The sequence below is a fragment of the Thalassospira sp. ER-Se-21-Dark genome, from assembly GCF_017922435.1.
Lineage (GTDB): Bacteria > Pseudomonadota > Alphaproteobacteria > Rhodospirillales > Thalassospiraceae > Thalassospira.
On record NZ_VDEZ01000004.1, the window covers coordinates 300042 to 315857 of the forward strand.

Annotated in this window: 14 protein-coding genes and 2 tRNA genes; 12 read left to right on the forward strand and 4 right to left on the reverse strand. The window is 54.9% G+C overall.

Annotation, left to right across the window (positions count from 1 at the left end; translation table 11 throughout):
* Positions 1-38 precede the first annotated feature (38 nt).
* The 9 genes from gyrA (at position 39) to FHI25_RS16760 (ending at position 7429) form a co-directional block, all read left to right on the forward strand.
* Complete coding sequence (gene gyrA / locus FHI25_RS16720) at positions 39-2849, forward strand: DNA gyrase subunit A (protein WP_008890702.1); 2811 nt, start codon at positions 39-41, stop codon at positions 2847-2849.
* A gap of 11 nt (positions 2850-2860) precedes the next feature.
* Positions 2861-3388 (forward strand): pantetheine-phosphate adenylyltransferase, encoded by a 528-nt coding sequence (coaD, locus tag FHI25_RS16725; protein WP_008890703.1) that lies wholly within the window; start codon positions 2861-2863, stop codon positions 3386-3388.
* Positions 3389-3450: 62 nt separating this feature from the next.
* On the forward strand, positions 3451-3954 hold the full coding sequence (locus tag FHI25_RS16730) for a peptidylprolyl isomerase (protein ID WP_063088087.1): 504 nt from the start codon (positions 3451-3453) through the stop codon (positions 3952-3954).
* Positions 3955-4106: 152 nt separating this feature from the next.
* Positions 4107-4182: transfer RNA gene (locus FHI25_RS16735), tRNA-Lys, on the forward strand.
* 257 nt (positions 4183-4439) lie between these two features.
* Positions 4440-4515: transfer RNA gene (locus tag FHI25_RS16740), tRNA-Lys, on the forward strand.
* A 269-nt stretch (positions 4516-4784) separates the two neighbouring features.
* The gene (locus FHI25_RS16745; RefSeq protein WP_210519685.1) at positions 4785-5666 is read left to right on the forward strand and encodes a MotA/TolQ/ExbB proton channel family protein; all 882 of its coding nucleotides are present in this window, start codon (positions 4785-4787) and stop codon (positions 5664-5666) included.
* Between the two features lie 23 nt (positions 5667-5689).
* On the forward strand, positions 5690-6079 hold the full coding sequence (locus FHI25_RS16750) for a biopolymer transporter ExbD (protein WP_210519687.1): 390 nt from the start codon (positions 5690-5692) through the stop codon (positions 6077-6079).
* Positions 6076-6483 carry a biopolymer transporter ExbD gene (locus FHI25_RS16755; protein WP_008892304.1) on the forward strand — a complete coding sequence of 136 codons (408 nt, stop codon included), beginning with the start codon at positions 6076-6078 and terminating at the stop codon, positions 6481-6483. Before FHI25_RS16750 ends, FHI25_RS16755 begins: the two co-directional genes overlap by 4 nt.
* A gap of 1 nt (position 6484) precedes the next feature.
* Complete coding sequence (locus FHI25_RS16760) at positions 6485-7429, forward strand: TonB family protein (protein ID WP_210519689.1); 945 nt, start codon at positions 6485-6487, stop codon at positions 7427-7429.
* 53 nt (positions 7430-7482) lie between these two features.
* Here FHI25_RS16760 and FHI25_RS16765 read toward each other — a convergent pair whose 3' ends face one another.
* The 3 genes from FHI25_RS16765 to FHI25_RS16775 all read right to left on the reverse strand — a co-directional run bounded on the left by FHI25_RS16765 (position 7483) and on the right by FHI25_RS16775 (position 11087).
* Positions 7483-7785: a DUF2218 domain-containing protein gene (locus FHI25_RS16765; RefSeq protein WP_210519691.1), complete on the reverse strand. Its 303-nt coding sequence runs from the start codon at positions 7783-7785 to the stop codon at positions 7483-7485.
* 40 nt (positions 7786-7825) lie between these two features.
* Positions 7826-8971, reverse strand: coding sequence for an ABC transporter substrate-binding protein (locus tag FHI25_RS16770; protein ID WP_210519693.1), 1146 nt, complete (start codon positions 8969-8971; stop codon positions 7826-7828).
* Between the two features lie 103 nt (positions 8972-9074).
* Complete coding sequence (locus FHI25_RS16775) at positions 9075-11087, reverse strand: TonB-dependent receptor (protein WP_210519695.1); 2013 nt, start codon at positions 11085-11087, stop codon at positions 9075-9077.
* Positions 11088-11427: 340 nt separating this feature from the next.
* Here FHI25_RS16775 and FHI25_RS16780 point away from each other — a divergent pair, with 340 nt between their 5' ends.
* The gene (locus FHI25_RS16780) at positions 11428-12297 is read left to right on the forward strand and encodes an AraC family transcriptional regulator (RefSeq protein ID WP_246879160.1); all 870 of its coding nucleotides are present in this window, start codon (positions 11428-11430) and stop codon (positions 12295-12297) included.
* Between the two features lie 46 nt (positions 12298-12343).
* Here the strand turns inward: FHI25_RS16780 and FHI25_RS16785 are convergent, their stop codons facing one another.
* Positions 12344-13666, reverse strand: coding sequence for a globin-coupled sensor protein (locus tag FHI25_RS16785; protein WP_210519704.1), 1323 nt, complete (start codon positions 13664-13666; stop codon positions 12344-12346).
* Positions 13667-13907: 241 nt separating this feature from the next.
* Between FHI25_RS16785 and FHI25_RS16790 the strand changes: the two genes are divergently transcribed.
* Both FHI25_RS16790 and FHI25_RS16795 read left to right on the forward strand, forming a co-directional pair.
* On the forward strand, positions 13908-14408 hold the full coding sequence (locus FHI25_RS16790; protein WP_064782520.1) for a hypothetical protein: 501 nt from the start codon (positions 13908-13910) through the stop codon (positions 14406-14408).
* Between the two features lie 167 nt (positions 14409-14575).
* A complete protein-coding gene (locus tag FHI25_RS16795; protein ID WP_008892312.1) occupies positions 14576-15667 on the forward strand; it encodes a TRAP transporter substrate-binding protein in 1092 nt (363 codons plus the stop codon).
* Positions 15668-15816: the final 149 nt, after the last annotated feature.

The following is a 15816-nucleotide window of genomic DNA, read 5'->3' on the forward strand; positions in this document are numbered from 1 at the left end:
GAATCATTTCTGATCAAGCGTTTAAGAGGTCACGGCCTTTGTCCACCAAAGAGACCAATCCCGAGAACCGCGATATCTTCCCGGTTTCCATCGAACAAGAAATGCGCCGCAGCTACCTCGATTACGCGATGAGCGTGATCGTCAGCCGCGCACTGCCTGACGTCCGAGACGGTTTGAAGCCGGTACATCGTCGTATTCTGTACGCCATGCACGAGAACGGGTTTGAATATAACAAGCCGTTCCGCAAATCGGCCCGTGTGGTCGGGGACGTGATGGGTAAATATCACCCGCACGGCGACAGCGCGATTTACGATGCCATGGTCCGTATGGCGCAGAATTTCTCCATGCGCCTGCAGCTGATTGACGGGCAGGGCAACTTCGGGTCCATGGATGGCGACAAGGCCGCCGCCATGCGTTACACCGAGGCCCGCATGGCCAAGGCCGCGCACTTCCTTCTGGATGATATCGACAAGGATACGATTGATTTCCGCGATAACTATGACGAAACCACCAAGGAACCGTCAGTTATCCCGGCCCGTTTCCCCAACATGCTGGTCAATGGTGCCGGTGGTATTGCGGTTGGTATGGCAACCAACATTCCGCCGCACAACCTTGGCGAAGTCATTGATGGCTGCATGGCCTATGTTGATGATCCCAATATTTCCGTCGAAGGTCTGATGGAATTTGTCCATGGTCCGGATTTCCCGACCGGTGGTCTTATTCTTGGCCGTTCGGGCATCCATTCGGCGTTCAAGACCGGCCGTGGTTCTGTCGTCATGCGGGCACGTACCCATGTCGAGGAAATCCGTGCCAACCGCGAAGCCATCATCGTGACCGAAGTTCCCTATCAGGTGAACAAGGCCACCCTGATGGAAAAAATCGCCGAACTGGTCCGCGACAAGAAGCTCGAAGGCATTTCCGATCTGCGTGACGAGTCTGACCGTTCGGGCGTGCGCATGGTGATCGAGCTTAAGCGTGATGCCAATGCCGACGTTGTCCTGAACCAGCTGTTCCGCTTTACAGCACTTCAGACCTCGTTTGGTGTCAACATGCTGGCGCTGAACCGTGGCAAGCCGGAACTGATGAACCTGAAGGAAATCATTCAGGCCTTCGTCGAATTCCGCGAAGAAGTCATTACCCGTCGTACCATCCACCTTCTGAAAAAGGCGCGTGATCGTGCCCATGTCGTGGTGGGTCTGGGTATTGCCGTATCGAATATCGACGAAGTCATCAAACTGATCCGTAATGCAGCCGATCCCACTGTTGCACGTGAACAGCTGATGGAACGTGATTGGGCGGCGGGCGATATCGTTCCGCTGATCGAACTGATTGCCGATCCGAACCAGGTTGGTTCAACCGATGGCATGTATCGCCTGTCCGAAGCACAGGCACGTGCGATCCTTGAACTGCGTCTGCATCGCCTGACCGGTCTCGAACGCGACAAGATCGCGGGCGAATTGACCGAGTTGGGTGAGAAGATCAAGGACTTCCTTGATATCCTTGCCTCGCGTGAGCGCAAGCTGACGATCCTCAAGGATGAACTGACCGAAATGCGCAATGAATTCGCCGACCCGCGTCGCAGCGAAATTCAGGAAGCAGAATTCGAACATGACATCGAAGACCTGATTGCCCGTGAAGACATGGTCGTGACCGTGTCGCACAGCGGCTATATCCAGCGTGTTCCGCTGTCGACCTATCGCGCACAGCGTCGCGGTGGTAAAGGCCGTTCGGGCATGGCAACCCGCGAGGAAGATTTCGTTTCCAAGCTGTTTGTTGCCAATACCCACACCCCGGTTCTGTTCTTCAGCTCCGAGGGCATGGTCTACAAGATGAAGGTCTGGCGCCTGCCGATGGGTACGCCGCAATCGCGCGGCAAGGCGCTTGTGAACCTGTTGCCGCTCTCAGAAGGCGAATATATCACCACGGTCCTGCCGCTTCCCGATGAGGAAGAATGGCCGAACCTGCATGTGATGTTTGCCACCTCGACCGGTAACGTCCGCCGTAACAGCCTTGCCGATTTCGTGAATGTGAAATCAAACGGCAAGATCGCCATGAAGCTTGAAGAAGAGCGTGGTGACAAGCTGATTGCGGTTCAGACCTGTACCGATGATGACGACATCCTTCTGACAACCCGTCAGGGCAAGTGCATTCGTTTCCGTGTCGGTGACGTGCGCGTCTTTACCGGCCGTAATTCGGTCGGTGTGCGTGGCATCCGTCTGGCCGATCAGGACGAAGTCATCGCGATGTCGGTTCTGTTTGGCAACCATGTTTCGATGGAAGAGCGCGGTGAATACCTTTCTATCACCGGCAAGTTGCGTCGCGAGGAAATCACGGCTGATAACCTTCCGCTCGAACTGCTGTCCGAAGAACGGTATCAGGAAATTCTCAGTGGCGATCAGATGATCCTGTCGGTTACTGAAAACGGTTATGGCAAACGGACGTCTGCCTATGAATATCGTGTGACCGGCCGTGGTGGTCAGGGCTTTGCCAATATCGAGATGTCGGAACGTAACGGTAATGTCGCTGCGTCCTTCGTGATCGAAGAAGGCGACGAACTGATGATGGTCACCAATGGTGGCAAGGTCATCCGTATGCCGACCCATGACATCCGTATTGCCGGGCGTAAGACCCAGGGTGTGACGCTGTTCCGTACTGCCGAAGACGAACAGGTCGTCGCAGTCGAACGTCTGTCAAACCTTGGTGATGAAGATGATGAGATCATCGATGGCGAGGAAGGTGTGATCGAGGGTGCCGAAGGTGCCGTTGAAACCGCCGACCAGGCCCCGGAAGCATCTGATGAAGATGCGGCTGAGGCACCGGCATCTGATGAAGCGGACCGCGACGAATAACGGGAAGTTCGATGACTGAAACGTCTTCTACCGTATCGCGTATCGGGATTTATCCGGGCACCTTTGATCCGGTAACCCAAGGGCATATGGATATCATTCGTCGTGCGACCCGGATCGTCGATCAACTGATTGTCGGCGTTGCGATCAACGCCGGCAAAGGTCCGATGTTCGGGGTCGATGAACGCTGTGCACTGGTTGAAGGTGCACTCAAGGCTGCGGGCGGTGAAGTTGCCGCCCGTACCTCAGTTAAGCCATTTTCATCGCTTCTGATGCAGTTTGCCCAGGAAAACGGATCCAGCACGATTATCCGTGGTCTTCGGGCGGTATCGGACTTTGAGTATGAATTCCAGATGGCCGGGATGAACGCCCGGCTATCCCCGGAAGTTGAAACCGTCTTTTTGATGGCATCGGACAAACAACAGTTTGTCTCTTCGCGTTTCGTGAAGGAAATCGCCCGTCTGGGCGGGAATGTCACTGAATTTGTGCCGGCAAACGTGCTGAAACGGCTGCACGAAAAGCTGGCAGAAGAAAAGGAATAACGCAGGCCATGCGTCTTTTTCGTCTATTTTCAATTATCGCTCTCGTACTAGGATTTATCACCATGTCCAATGGAAACGACGCTGTCGCTCAGGATCTGGAAAACACGCTTTATCTTGACCTGAAAGATGGCCGCGTTGTGATCCAGCTTCGCCCGGATCTGGCACCGAAACATGTTGCCCGGATCAAGGAACTCACCCGTGAAGGCTTTTACGATGGGCTGAAATTCCATCGTGTGATCGAAGGTTTCATGGCGCAGACCGGTGATCCCAAAGGCAACGGAACCGGTGGTTCCGGCCAGAAACTTGATGCCGAGTTCTCGAATGAACGTCACGTTCGCGGCACCGTTTCCATGGCCCGTTCGGCCAATCCGAACAGTGCAGATTCCCAGTTCTTCATCGTCTTTGCCGATGCACCGCACCTTGATGGCCAGTACACCATCTGGGGCGAAGTTACTGAGGGCATGGAATATGTCGATATGATCAAAAAGGGTGCGCCCTGGGCCAATGGCAGCGTTGCCGACCCGGATCAGATCGTCAAAATGCAGGTTGCTGCCGACGCGCAATAATCGCGATATTTGAAGTATTACAACCGAAAGCCGTCCCTTCATGGGGCGGCTTTCGCGTTTTTGGGGCTGAATGCGCAAAAAGAGCCAAAATATGGAAAACAGGTGTTGACCGATGCCGCCTGTGCCATTAAAACGCGCTTCACCAACCTTGAGGGCCCGTAGCTCAGTTGGTAGAGCAACTGACTTTTAATCAGTTGGCCACAGGTTCGAATCCTGTCGGGCTCACCAATAAGCCCCTGAAACCCAACCGGTTTCGGGGGCTTTTTATTTGTCCGGATTCTCCCTGCATATCGCGATTTTTTCCGACGCCGGAACCCGTCTTGCCATTGGCGATATTTCGCTATCCGCAAAGGCACATTCAGGCATGTGATTGGCAGGTATTTTTCGCCATTTGACGTCTTTTCATGGCTGATGTGCATCTTCGCATAAAAAGGGGGGTTGACCGATCCCGTCTGGCCCATTAAAACGCCGCTCACCAACGTTGAGGGCCCGTAGCTCAGTTGGTAGAGCAACTGACTTTTAATCAGTTGGCCACAGGTTCGAATCCTGTCGGGCTCACCAATTCAAAACCCCCGGAACCCAGAAGTTCCGGGGGTTTTGCATATCCGGCTTTTGCCATCATATTTCCCATCGCAATTCCTGATCGATCACGCAAACCCTTTCCCGCATTGAATAGGCCTGTCCGGGGCAGGGGATCAGCATGAAATGTATTTTGGCCTGTTGGTTGCGATTGCATCGCAATTCTATTTCCTGTAAAGAATGCAAATCAGTTTCAAACGCACCAGAGCAGGACGTCTGGTGGTGATCAATTTTGTGATCGGGAAAGTTACATGTCTGACCCTGTGAATTCATCAGCCGCATCTTCGGATGCGCAAACGCCGCTTTCTTCCGATGGCGCACTCGTCCCGGTGGGGGCTGACTCTGCGACCGGAAATCTTAATGCGGACGGTTCTGTCATGGTGGACCCGAATACCGGGCTTGCCATTGATGCAACTGCAACGACCCAGTCGACCGGTATGCTCGATGGCTTTGTTGGCCTTCCGGTGATTGAGCAGGTTGACCGGGCTGGCGTGGTCGGCTGGGTTCTGGCTGCGATGGCGCTGATCGGGCTTATGGTGTTCTTCTATAAGCTGGTCGGTTTCCTGCGCCGTGGTGTTTTTGCCGACGGCTTTGTAAAGGATGTCGAACGTCACTTGTCATCGGGTGACGAGCAGCAGGCGGCCGAAATTCTGGCCCGCCGTCGCCATCCGGCCGCGCGCATTGCGCTGTCGGGCATGATGCTTCCGGTAAGTTCGTCTGAGGAACGCGAAGCGGCCTCGGATCTGATTGCTTCGCGTGCGCGCAAGGAAATTGATGGTCTCAATGGTGGTCTGCGGATCATGTCGGCCATTGCCGTGCTAAGCCCGCTCTTGGGTCTTCTGGGTACGGTCATGGGCATGATCGAGGCCTTCCAGCGCATGGAAGGGGCCGGCAGCCGTATTGATCCGTCTGTGCTGTCTGGCGGTATCTGGCTGGCACTTCTGACTACGGCAATTGGCCTTGTGGTCGCGATCCCGGCAACCGCGTTTCATATGTGGATGCAGGGCGTGATTGGCCGTGCTGCCGCCACGATGGAAGATGTTTGTACGCTGGTGGTCAATCGCGGTGAACTGGCCCGCAAGACGCTTACCCGCGCATCAAACATTTCCGAACTGCGCCACGCCGCCGAATAAAACCCGTTTCCGAAAGTCGCCCCATGCAGCTGCGCGAACGCAACAGCGGTTCTACACCGATGATCGGTCTGACCCCGCTGATTGATGTTGTCTTTATCCTGCTGATCTTCTTCATGCTGGCCTCAAGCTTCCTTGACTGGAAGGGCTTTGAGATGTCGGTCAGCATCACCGATGGTCGCGCCACCAGCCAAAGCGATACCCGACCGGTCACGGTCGAGGTCGATGTGAATGGCGGTCTGTCGATCAACGGCAATGCGATTGCGCTGTCCAATCTGGCACCGACGCTTTTGCGCGATCATGACGGATCGCAGGTGCGCCTACGGCCGATCAACGGTGCCAATCTGCAACGACTGGTCGAAGTCATGGATACGCTGGGCCGTGGTGGTGTCACGGATGTGGAGTTCATTGAATGAAACGCCGCATCCAGATTGCCGAGGATGGACCGGTTCAGGAACCGATGTTGCCTTTGATCAACATCGTCTTTCTGCTTTTGATCTTTTTCATGATCGCCGGAAGCCTGCAAAAACTCGGTCCCTTTGAAGTTGACCCGCCTGCCAGCCAAACGGCTGAAGGCCAGCCGGAAGACACCATTGTCCTGTGGTTTGGCAGCAATGGTGAAATCGGGATTGATGATCTGACGGGTGGGCTTGATCGCCTGTCGTCAATGCTGCCTGCCGATTATATCGGCCGTCCGGTTGAAATCCGGGCCGACCGCGAAGTCGAAGGTGCCAAGGTCGTGACCCTTCTGGCGCGCCTTCAGGAACTTGGCATTGAGAAGGTCCAATTGATGACGGCCATGCAGCCGGGTCAGGAATAGCATGTCCAAACGCGTTGATCTTTTGATTGCGACCGGGCTGACCGGTCTTGTCCTGACTGGCGGGATCGTGCTTGCCATGCCCGACCCGCAGCCATCGGGCTGGGGCGGGGCAGGGGCAGTACAAAGTATCAGCATTTCGCTGGGTGCCGGGCAGGCCGAAACCGGCGAGGCGGAAACAGATACCCAAAGTGCCGACGCGGTTGACAGCATGGCCGCCGAAGTGCCCGAAGAAATCGTTGAACCGGATCTGGAACAGGAACCCCAGCCTGAACCGATCCCCGAGGAAGTGGCTGAGCCTGAACCAGAAGTTCTCCCGGAACCAGAGCCGGAAGTGGTCGAGCAACAGCCAGAACCCATTCCGGAACCAGAACCGGTCATCGAACAAGTTACCGAACCAGAACCAGAACCCGAGCCGGTTGTCGAGCAGCAGCTGGCAGAGGTCCTGCCGGTGCGCATGAAGCCCAAACCACCCGTGGAGCAGGCAGAGGCCCCAAAGCCGACCAAGGCACCCGAGCCGGCCGAAAAAGCCGCCCAGCCAACGCCACAGCCCTCCGGGCTGACCAACTCGGTCAAGTCGGAGGGCACGACGGGTGAAACCACCCAAAGTCAGGCGGCCAGTTCATCGGCTGGTAGCGGTGGTGGTGCGGCAAGCCAGGCAAAGATGGTGGATTATCAGGCATCGGTTTTGCAAACACTGGCGCGCTACCGCGAATATCCCGAACGCGCCATGCGCCGCCGGATCGAGGGCGAAAACCGTATTCGCCTTGTCATTGCGCGCGATGGCACGGTGCTTGAGGCCAGTATGGTCAGTTCAAGCGGATCAAGCATCCTTGATCGCGAAACCGAACGCCTGATCGAACGGGTGCGGAAATTCCCGCCATTCCCCGACGAGATGACCGAACAACATGTCGTCTGGACCGTACCAGTCGCCTATCAGCTTCACTAGAATGACAAACGCCAGCCCATGAAGGCTGGCGTTTTTGTTTGCGTAAGGCGCGTTTAGGCATCAGGCGTTTCGCCGTCCTCCCAGTGATAATCAAGTGGTGCCTCGCGCCAGGCGAATTTGTCGAGATGAACGATAATCACACCCTTCATGCTCTCGATACCCTCGGGCTTGTGTGACTGTCCGTCAAAGGTCAGGCGATCCTCATGGGCAGTAATGACACACGGCCCCATGGGAAACGCCACATTGCCGGCGGTTTCGCCCAGATCGACTTCGACCTTGTGGGCGAAATGTTTGCACAGCTGGACAAGATACTTGGCGGCCTTATCGGTTTTGACCGATCCCTTTGTGGTAATCATCTGGCGATCTCTCTGTTTGCGTTTGCGGGGTTGGGTCGGCTTATGGTGACGGCGTGTCGTCAAGGCCGATCCAGTAGACACCGTTCAGATCGACCGCCTGAAAGCGCTCGAAGAACGTTGCCAGTTCGGCGTCGGGATCGAGGTCGGCATAGATGTCGGGATGCAGCCACTTCGCCATCGCCTGCAGGGCAAACACATTGATCGGGTTGTTATAAATGTGATGCCAGACGGAATAGACCTTCCTGTTTTTAACAGCACTCAAAAGTGGCAGGCCGGTCCGTTCCATACTGTGCGCCAAGGACACACGCGCCTGATCGGCATTTGTGTTTGCACCGAGGACAATGCGACGTGCATTTGTTTCCGCATTCAGCCCGGACGATCCGATGGCCGTGGTGATATAGACGTCCGGGTCGGTGAAGATCACCTGTTCGACCGATATCTGGCTGATTACGCCGGGAATGGTATCGGCGAAGATGTTTTTGCCACCAGCCAGGGTAACGAACTTGCCGATCATCTCGTTGCCCATGGCTTCGCAGCAGTTCTCGGCAAGGCCGACACGGCTTTCAAGGAGGACACTGGGCTTTTCGGTTATTTTTGCGGCGCGTGAGGTCACCTTTCGAAGGTTCTCCTCATAGAATTTCACAAAGGCCTCTGCCTGTTCTTCCTTGCCCATCAGCTTGCCCAGAAGACGGATGCTTTTGGGCGTGTTTTCAAACGGCTTGGCCCGAAAATCGATCATCACCACCGGGATGTCTGCCGCACCCATGACAGACAGAACTTCGTGGCTGGTGGAACTAGGCCCATGGCCGCCCGACATGCCAAAAATTGCCACGTCGGGCTCGACTGTCACGGCCTCTTCAACAGAAAACGTTTCCTCGTTCTGACGACCAACCAGCGCGATATCATCAATCTCGGGGAATTTTTCGCGATATTGCGCAAAGGATGCCGGATCAAGCGATTTGAAGTCGCCCATCATTCCAGCAATCCAGCGCACCGGATTTTCCGGATCGAGAATGCCGATCGACGGCAGGAAACGCCCTTCGCCAAGGATCATGTGTTTGACCGGCACCTCGACGGTGACTTCACGTCCAGCAATATCAGTCAGCGTGACCGTTTCACCAGCGGAAGCACTTGCACCCCAGATCAGTGTCGCCGCAGCAAAGGCAAGAAGATTGCGAATTTTCATGTCAGGTCATCCTGAAGGTTTGTCTTGTCGTGCATTTCAAACGCCAAAACGGGCAGCACCTGATGTGCTGCCCATTTCGGTTCGATGAGTGTTTCTTCGCGTCCTAGAAATCGACCTTCGCCGAGATCAGGAAAGTGCGTCCGGGTTCGTGGAACGGTTCACTGATGCGCGTGCTGTCATAACCGGTTGTTGCGCGGTCGATGTAATCGCGATCAAGGATGTTCAGCGCATCCACACGCAGGGTAACTGCATCGTTCAACACTCCGGGGACCCATTCGGCATAGAGATTGGCAACGAAGTAGCTATCGAGTTTTTCGTTGCCGCGTTCTTCCGGACTGTCATCGGCAAGGGCGAATTCCGCATTGCCGCCAACGCGCAGCCCATAGCTATCAAAGCTGTGACCAGCATCGAAGTTGAACATGTCACCCATGATGACGCCCTGATAGGAGGCCTCGGTGCTCAGCGGGACGCCGCCGTCGGTTTTAACGTTGGTGTGGGAATAGGTCAGGCGCGCAAAGCCCGGACCATAGGAATACATGGCAGACAGATTGACACCACGGGTATCGAGATCGACTGTCGAGTTACGGGTCGCACTCGACAGATCGTGGGATTCATCGATCAGGTTGTAGAAAAGGTTTCCATCCAGCGTCCAGTCATCAAGCGCAAGGCGCGAACCGACCTTTGCGTTATAGGACCGCGAAGGGGCAAAACCGTCATAATTCCAGTTGCCACTGAATTCATAAATTGCTGACTCACCAAGCGGTAGGCCACCAAAGGTGGTCCCGGCACCACCGTATACCATCAACTGTTCGGTAAGGTCATATTCAGTGTTGGCATTGCCGCTCAGTCCGAATTCGGAAAAGTCTTCACCGGTCAGGCCTTCGAACCATTGCTGATCGGCACGGCCGCCGAACGACACACGCCACTGATCGGTCAGGGACAGGCGGGCTTGCGAGAATGCGCCAATATCGGTCGAGGTTTCCGAATAGTTACCGTTGCGCGGGGATCGGTTGTGATATCCGGTTGCCTCATCGCGATAGAAATCAATCCCGGCGGTGATGACACCATTATCGACTTCAAAATTGTTTGCGGCCTTGCCGTTGATGGACCGGATATCGGATTTGACGTGATAGAAGTTCGCACCACCCTGAAGGGCCGGAATGTTCAGAACCGTGCGGCTGTATGCCAGGCTGAATTCCGGATCAAACTGGCCAGACGGCATTTCATCTACATAGCTCACCCCAACCGAGGTATCGCGATAGGACAGCCATTGTGGCGCTGCGCCGTTGGCCAGAACCGCATAATTCGGGCGGGACGGGCGGACACCTTCATCTTCAAGATGGCTTGCGAACGCTTCGAAACGGCCGCCGTCATTGCCGGTAAAGGCAATCTTGCCCAGTCCGCTTTCGCTGCCATCGGCGGTACCAATCGCCTCATCACCTTCGCCGTCTTTGTAATTGCCCTGATTGCTGTTTTTCAGATACGCCAGCGCTTCAAACCCGTCTGACTGTCCAGCAACGGTTAGCCATTCGGCAAAGCCCTTGGTGTTTGAGTTGTACTGCAACTTGCCCCAGCCACCGAACGTGTCACCGGCTTCAAGAACGTCCCGGGCATCACGTGTTTCATAAGACATCGATCCGCCCAAGGCGTGTGGCCCGGCATCCGCCGGGGCGACACCGGATTCAACATTAACCGATTTCAGCATCGCCGGATCAATGATAGCTGTTCCGATATGGTGGAAGCTTGAATCTACCTGACGTGCGCCATCAACCTGAACGTTGAGCTTGGTATTCTCGATACCCTGCACATAGACCTTCTGAACGATGGCGGTCGGGCCGCCGACTTCAACCGACGCGTCCGATGAAAAGACATCCTTGATCGTCTGCGGATTTTTACGATCCAGTTCGTCCTGGCCAATCGAAACACCACCGGGAAGGCCTTGTGCCGATTTGGCCGAAGCCGTGACTTCGAGGGGCTTGGTCACGGTTTCATCGTTGTTGGCCCCTTGGGCAAAGGTGATTGATGGCAAAACCGCAAGCGAAAAACCGGCAAGAACGGTCGTGCGCAAAAGGGCGCTGATCCGGGGCGATGGGGTTGGCGAGGGTGACTGTGGCATGTTCATTTCCTGAGAAATATAATTGCAAATGCGAATGATTGTGAATATTATTTTCGCAGGCGGGGATGCAACAGGAATGATGTTTGCCAAATCGCCGGACATGTTTGCGAAATCGTCAGCATGTCTTCGCATAGGCCATGCGGCGCCGATTGCATGTTCAAAGATGCTTTGTGACTTCAAAATGATGCAGGAGAGGTTTGTGGGGGTAACAGCACACCGGCAAATAACGCGGCGTGACTCTATTACCAGAAGCCATCTGGAAAAACGCGGCACCCTTATCAAGGAAACAGGCGAGCTCGGGAACGCCTTGGCAAGTCGCGGCGCGTTGATGAGCGGGCGCATGTCATTTAGCGATACGCAGTCGTTTCTTGATATTCACACATCTGACACGATGGAGATGAAGGATGCCATCGCCGACTATCATGTCGGCGCGGCCGTAAAGGTTGCCATTATGCTGAAGGGACGGTTGCAGGCCGAGTTTGATGGTGTGCCGGTTGATCTTGACGCACGTGCCCACCCGGTTGGCTTTGTCTTGGCGGTGCCGCAACCCTCCAAGGTCAGGCGTTATATCCACAAAGGCAGCGAAATCAGCAAGGTGATGATTTCGGCACAGTTTGACTGGGTCTTGCGCCAGCTTGGCAAGTCACCGGCCCGCTATCGCGAAATCGCCGACTTCTTCAATGCGGGCATTTCTGTGCGCAGCTGGCGGCCGTCACGCCGGGTGCTCGCACTTGCTGATCAGTTGATCTATCCGCACGCAACGGATCCGCTTATGCGCGAGCTGTATGAAGAAAGTCGCGGGTTGGAGATTTTTGCCGAAGCACTTTCCGCCATTCAGAACGGTGCGGACCAAACGGCGACGCTTGGCAAAAATTCCGGCCCGGATGCGCTGGATCGGCATCATCGTGCACAGGAAATCCGAGATTTCATTCTGGCCAGTGACCCGGAACAGCAAACTCTTCCGACCATTGCCGCCGCCATCGGGATCAGTGTCGCCAGCATGCAGCGCATCTTCAAGGATGCCTATGGCATGACGGTAAAGGATTTCATCCGTGAAAGCCGTCTTGTCGCGGCCCGCGATGCCATGGAAAAGGACGGCCTGACGATTGCGCAGGCCGCCTGGGCGGCGGGCTATAAAAGCCCGGCCAATTTCGCAACCGCCTTCAAGCGTGTGTTTGGCATCACACCGTCCGAGGCACGCGACCGCTAGCAACTGGCATAAGCAGCGCGGCCTCGGGGTGAGGTGGTGTTTGATCCTATGATGTCAGCTTCGTGATGAAGGCATCGACATCTGACCGCAGTTTTTCGGAATTCTGCTTAAGCATGCGTGAGACGTCCGAGACGTTTTGTGCCACCGTGCTGGTGCGTTGTGCGGTGCCATTGACGGTTTCCAGGCTGCCGTTCACATCGCGATTGGCCGATGATACCGCGTTGATATTGCCACTGATTTCGGTGGTGGCGGCGGCCTGTTGTTCGACGGCTGCGGAGATGGCGGTGACGGAATCAACGATGTTGCTGATCTGGCCGGCCACCCCGTGAATGGCATTCACCGCGGCAACCGTGCTTTGCTGCACATTGTTGATTTGTGCTGTGATATCGCCGGTGGCCTTCGCGGTCTGATTGGCAAGGTTTTTGACCTCGCTTGCGACCACGGCAAAGCCTTTGCCTGCTTCGCCGGCACGGGCAGCCTCGATCGTGGCATTCAGGGCCAGAAGGTTGGTTTGGCTCGCGATCTTGTCAATCAGGTCAACGACAGTGCCGATTTGCTCGGCGGCGGCATTGAGGGTTTCGATCGTGTCTGATGTTTGTTGTACAGAAACTTCAACTTCGTTGGAAATCGTCGAGGCTCGCGAAACCTGGCTTGAGATTTCGCGAATGGAGCTATCAAGTTCTTCCGCCGCACCGGCAACCGTGGTGGCATTATCGGCAGACAGTTCAGCAGCACCGCGCGCCTTTTCAACTTCGCCCTGGGTTTCCTGCATGCTGGCCAACAGGGTTTCAGATGCCTGTGACATATCTTCGGCAGAGCTTGAAACGGCGGAAACAACCGTTCCGATGGTTTTTTCAAACTCGTCGGACATTTGCTGAAGTTTGTCGGCATAGGTCTTTTGCGTTTCTTCGTAATAGACCGTAATCGCCATTTCGACATCGATCAGCAACGCATTGGTCGAGCCGATGATCATCAACGGCAATTGTGAATCACGACTGAAATTTTTGCACAGCACAGCGGTGATTTCGCCAAGCATGAAGTTATAGGCCGAAACATATGCTTCGGGCGTCAGGCCAATCCGTTCGTGGGCCTTACCGATGCGGCGCACGTCGTCGTAAAAGGATTGATCGAATGCGCCGTCAAAAAGTTTGGCCCAGTGTTTGGCCTGGGCATTCTTCAGACGATCAATGTTTGACGGATCTCCGATAATTTTTGCCAGAGCCGCGTTATTCATCACCTTATGGTAAAACTGATCAAGCATGCCCGGCAGGTTTTTTTCAATCACTGGCCATGCGCGTTTGAGCTGTTTTATTTTAGGTTCGTCCAGTCCGATGAAGTCGAGACGGCTTTTCAGTTCAGGATGTACCACTTTTGATCCCCCAAGAAACAACAAGCAATGTGAACACTTAAAAGATGTTGTTTCTTTAGGTTGGATCTGAATGGTCTAGTTTAACTATCCAAAAGGTTAGTTTGGTGCAATTTTATGTAATTAAAATACTGTTTCCATGTGTTAAATTACGCGGATAAAGAGAAAAAACAGAAAAGATTTCTCATTTCCCGATCTGCTGCGTCATAGGGGTCCTTATACCATTGGTTGAATGGAGGCTCCTATGCCAATCAATGCCACGCAGCTTCGCACCCTTGTCGTCAAACCGGTTCTGGCGGCCCTTGGATTGCCTGCGTCAGATGTCGCGGAAAATCTGATCATGGGCACAGCCGCCCATGAAAGTCATCTGGGCGATTATATTGAACAGGTTGGCGGTGGTCCGGCGCTGGGAATTTTCCAGATGGAACCGGCAACCTTGCATGATTGTTATGAAAACTATCTTGATTACCGGGCGGACCTGAAAGCCAAAGTGGACGGGTTTCTTGCCCCGCAGCCAGCACAAGCAGACGGTACGCCCGACAAGGACGCACAACTGGCGACCAATCTGGCCTATGCCACGGCGCTTTGTCGTATTCGCTACTACCGGGCACCAGCCGCGATGCCGACCGATCCCAACGACGTCAACGGGCTGGCAGCCTATTGGAAGCAATATTACAACACGCCGCTTGGGGCGGGCACGGTTGAACAGTTCGTCGCCGATTACAATCGCTACCTTGGGTCGTAAGACACAGTTGGCGGACTGAAGGGCAGCATTCCGTAGCGGCAAGAAAAAATATTTCCTGATTTCGGCAAAAATAGTGGAAAAGGACAGTCGTTTTAGACAAAATTCCCCTCCGCAAGTTGGTGGTTGCGCAAAAAACCACCAAAACACAAGAATTTAAGGGGATCGGAATGAAACGTCGTCAGTTTCTAAAAGGGGCCGGACTGGGTGCGGGTGCAGTTGCTGCCTCGGTTGCAGCACCGGCTGTTGTATCCGCACAGGAAACGCTGAATTGGCGCATGGTGATGCCATGGCCAAAAGGAACCCCGGGACTTGGCACCAATGCCGAAAAGTTCGCCGCCATGGTCAAGGAGATGTCGGCTGGTCGTCTGAACATCACCATCTATGGTGCCGGTGAACTGGTGCCGCCGTTCGAATGCATGGATGCCGTCGAACAGGGTGTCGCCGAAATGGCGCACGGTACCCCGTATTACTGGCAGGGCAAAAACCCGGCCCTTAACTTCTTCTCGACCATCCCGTTCGGTCTGACCGCGTGGGAGCTTTCAAGCTGGATCCGCTTTGGCGATGGTCAGAAGCTTTGGGAAGAAGCTTACGAAGAATTCAACGTTGTGCCGTTCTATGCCGGTAACTCTGGCATGCAGGCTGGCGGCTGGTTCAACAAGGAAATCAATTCGCTTGATGACCTGCAGGGCCTTAAAATGCGCTATGCCGGTCTTGGCGGCGAAGCCATGCGCCGTGCCGGTGCCAACGCGACCATGATCCCGCCGGGTGAAATCCTGCCAGCGATGCAGTCGGGTGCGATTGACGCGGCCGAATGGGTTGGCCCGTGGAACGATATGGCGTTTGGTCTGTATCAGGTTGCCAAATACTACTACACCCCGGCCTTCCACGAACCTGGTCCGGGTCTTGAGATCTTTGTTGGCAAGGACAAGTTTAACGCGCTGACACCGGATCTGCAGGCGATCATTCGCTTTGCCGCACAGGCGATTGCCGAAAATACCCTTGCCGACTTCACCTTTAACAACATCCAGTCCTATCAGCCGCTGATCGACAAGGGTGTTGAGGTGCGTCAGTTCCCCGATGAAGTCATCATGGCGCTGGCCGAACATTCCAAGGCAGCTGTTGATGAAATTGCTGGCCAGAACGACCTCGCTGGCCGGATTGCTGCAAGCTACCTTGACCTCGTTAAAAAAGCTGCACGTTACGGCAAGGAGTTCGAGGCAACCGGTCTGATGCACCGTGCAAAGGTCTGGGGCTACTAAGACCCGCCTTTAAATCTTTATCGGACCCTCGGTTCGATCCCCGGTCAGGGACTGCCATTCTGGCAGTCCCTTTTTGTTTGGCTCTATGGTTGAAAATTTATCGATGAAATGTCGATGTCATGCGCTCAGTGCGATGCTGCATCCCGCAA